Below are 3,292 nucleotides of genomic sequence, written 5' to 3' on the forward strand. Positions count from 1 at the left end.
AACAAAAACTGGCAAAGAACACACTGGCGCGCCATTGAATCAGCCTACAACAAATCACCGTTTTTCCTTTATTACCGCGACGATTTTGAAGCCATATTCAACAACCCGCCTGAATTGCTGATGAATTTCAACCTGAAAATCATCAACCTGTGCCTGCGGTTATTAAAAATAAAACCAGCTTATAAACTATCCGAAACATTTATTAAATGCCCTGAAGACACATTGGACCTTCGTCATAAAATCATGCCTAAACAACAGGTTGAAAAACTTTTTTCAATCACCAATTTCGCGCCCTACATACAGGTTTTTGCCGACAGGCAGGAATTTACACCCAACCTCAGCATTCTTGATCTTCTTTTTAATCTGGGCCCTGCATCCGTTGACTATCTGCAAAAGCACCCGCCTGTAAATCAACAAAAGGAAATATAGAAACTTATCCCGGTATTCGAAAAAGAAGCCCAACCATCAGCAAAGTGCATTTTTCAAGCCGAACTACTGTAACAGATAAAAGCAACAGACTGCCTTCGAAATGGATGCTTAAACAGTTGGATACTCAATTCTTACGTGATAAATGCTCATCAGTTTCTTTTTCAGAATCTTTTTGATGCGCGTAATATCCTTCAGGGTAAGTTCAGAGTTTACAAACTGATTTGTTTCAATCTGGCCATCAACAATTTTGTCGACCAGTTGAGCGATAGAGGCAGCGGTAGGCATTTTCATACTTCTGGAAGCGGCTTCCACAGAATCGGCCATCATCAGCACCGATGTTTCCTTTGAAAAAGGCACAGGGCCGGGATATCTGAAAGCCTGCTCGCTTATTTCCTGCTCAGGATGGTCGATACGCTGCTTATTATAAAAATATTCGGCCATGCGGGTGCCGTGATGGGTACGTATAAAATCGACCAGCACTTCAGGAAGCTTATATTTCTTGGCCTTTTCAATCCCTTTAATTACATGGCTTACAATGATACGGGCACTTTCCTCATAGCCAAGTTCATCATGCGGATTTACGCCCGACGATTGATTTTCAATAAAATACATCGGCATATCCATCTTGCCGATATCATGATACAAGGCTCCGGCCCTGACGAGCAGCGTATTTCCACCAATTTCATAAATGGCAGCTTCGGCAATATTGGCCACCTGCATGGAGTGCTGAAAAGTACCCGGCGCATGCAGTGAGAGCTGTCGCAACAGGGGGCTGTTGGTATCGGAAAGCTCCATAAGCGTAACATCTGTCACCTGCCCGAAAAGCTTTTCAAACACAAAAATCAGCGGATAAGAAAAAAGTGTAAATACAGCACTTCCGGCAAAATAGATAAACTCTGAAGCTTCAATACCATGCAGATTGCCATCCTGAATCATAAGCATACCGGTATAAATAGCCGAATAAGTTACAAACACAGCCAAAGCAGTAATAAAGAACTGCGATCTGCGCCGCAGTTCAGCCACACTGATAATGGCAATAATTCCGGTAATAAGTTGTTGAAAAATAAACTCAAACCCATTGGGCACCATAAATCCGGTTAAGATTAAGGTAACCACATGCACAAAAAAGGCCAGACGGGTATCAAAAAACACCCTGATAACAATAGGAACCAAACAAAAAGGCAGGAGTTGCAGCAAATCCTGACTGCGGCCAATCGTCAGGCTGGCCGTGGCAACCATCAGGTAAATAACCAACAGGATAATAAGGAGTTTTTTGTTTTCAGCAAAAATATCGCGTCTGAATGAAATCATAAACAGTACAAAGGCCACCATGGTGAGTGTAATAAGCAGCGACTGACCAAAAAGCACATTGTTGTATTTAAAATTATCGCCCAGGCGGCTTTCATAATCAGCCCTGAGCGATTCAAGCACCTGGAATTTTTCAGCATTGATCAGTTCACCTTTCTGAATGATTTTTTCGCCATTCTGGACCATTCCCCGCGAATTGGGAATTTCGCTAACCAGTGCCTCCCTGGCCCTGCTGGTATTTTCAGCATCAAACAGAATATTCTGTTTAATAGCATTCAACAATAGCCCCCTGAGCATTTCATCATTTCCGGTATCAGCTTCGGCCAGTTTGCGCCTGATGTATGTTTCGGCAGAGGCAATGGTAAACATCCGCGACAATGGCACTTTTGAGGCGGTATTACCATCAACCACAAAGACTTCATAGCCCGGCGGTTTATTCTCAATTTCATTTGTAATACTGATAACCCCGTGCGAAAACAAAGTATCAAGCACGCCCATCACCACTTTAAGGTTACGGGTTTTTGCATCATCAGTTCCGGCTTGCCGGCCATATTGCGCTTCCCAGGCCCTTTCAAAAGCATTGATAAGATAATTCATTTGTGCATCAGCCATTGAATGACTGCGCCTGAAGTAAGGCCGGGCATCTTTCAGTGCAATTTCCTGCTCAAGCTTCAGTTCTTCAGCCGGTTTCAGAATAGCAAAATCAACCGGTGCAATCAAATCATCGTGCTGCCATGTTTTACCCCGCTGGTATTCATACCTGAAACGGCCCTCACGCGGAAAAACCATAATCAGCAACCAGATTACCAGGGCAAACAGGAAGACCTTTCCCAGAATATCATGATGGTCGCGAAGCCAATAGAATGATTTATTCATAAAATTGAAGTGGAATAAACAGTTTGCCAAAGCACGAATATACAAAAGATACGTTCATGCATAAAGATACTATTCGCACTCATTAAAATAACAACGCTTAATTAAAACCATACAGCACTGGTTATCAGCACGTAAACCTGACAAACCAAAAAACAGGACAGAAGTTTTCAACAATACAGTCCAAACTGTTAATTACTTCTCAGTAAAAGCGAAAAATAATTCGGTATATTTGCCCACAACACAAGGTGTACAACCTATGCCAATCGCCATTTGTTATCATTCATTGGTTGCTGTCAGGGCCGAACCCTCAGATAAAGCTGAGATGGTGAATCAGTTGCTTTTTGGCGATCTTGTCGTAACAACTGAAATATCAGGGCACTGGATTAAAATCAAAACCATTCATGACGATTATGAAGGATGGTGTGATTACAGGCAAATACACATTCTCTCCGACGAAAATTACGATTTAATTCTTCAGCTCGACCAGCAGCTTGTTTCAGATATAACAGCCAGGTTGAGTTTGCAGGGGCATCCGGGCTATACACTTGTTCTGGGAAGCACCTTACACCTTTTACCTGACGGACTGATGAACGGCCCCGCGGGGAAATACCATCTTTCAGAAGGCGAAAGCCATACTCCCCTGTTGCGCAGCCCTGAAGATCTGATAGAAACAGCCATG

3 protein-coding genes are annotated in these 3,292 nt (G+C 43.0%); 2 read left to right on the plus strand and 1 reads right to left on the minus strand.

Translation table 11 applies throughout. The features are described 5' to 3' along the window. Nucleotides 1-429 (plus strand): WbqC family protein (locus tag H6541_14415; protein ID MCB9016977.1); only part of this gene is annotated, 429 nt, incomplete at its 5' end. Between the two features lie 108 nt (nt 430-537). Here the strand turns inward: H6541_14415 and H6541_14420 are convergent. After that, nucleotides 538-2,613: an HDIG domain-containing protein gene (locus H6541_14420; GenBank protein MCB9016978.1), complete on the minus strand. Its 2,076-nt coding sequence runs from the start codon at nt 2,611-2,613 to the stop codon at nt 538-540. Nucleotides 2,614-2,869: 256 nt separating this feature from the next. Between H6541_14420 and H6541_14425 the strand changes: the two genes are divergently transcribed. After that, on the plus strand, nt 2,870-3,292 hold a 423-nt coding region (locus H6541_14425; GenBank protein ID MCB9016979.1), incomplete at its 3' end, for an SH3 domain-containing protein.

This window comes from Lentimicrobiaceae bacterium, assembly GCA_020636745.1.
In the GTDB taxonomy this organism is placed as follows: Bacteria; Bacteroidota; Bacteroidia; order Bacteroidales; family Lentimicrobiaceae; genus Lentimicrobium.

Excerpts from the sequence above, each read along its gene's own strand:
- H6541_14420 (MCB9016978.1), bottom strand. The coding sequence starts at position 2,613 with ATGAATAAATCATTCTATTGGCTTCGCGACCATCATGATATTCTGGGA.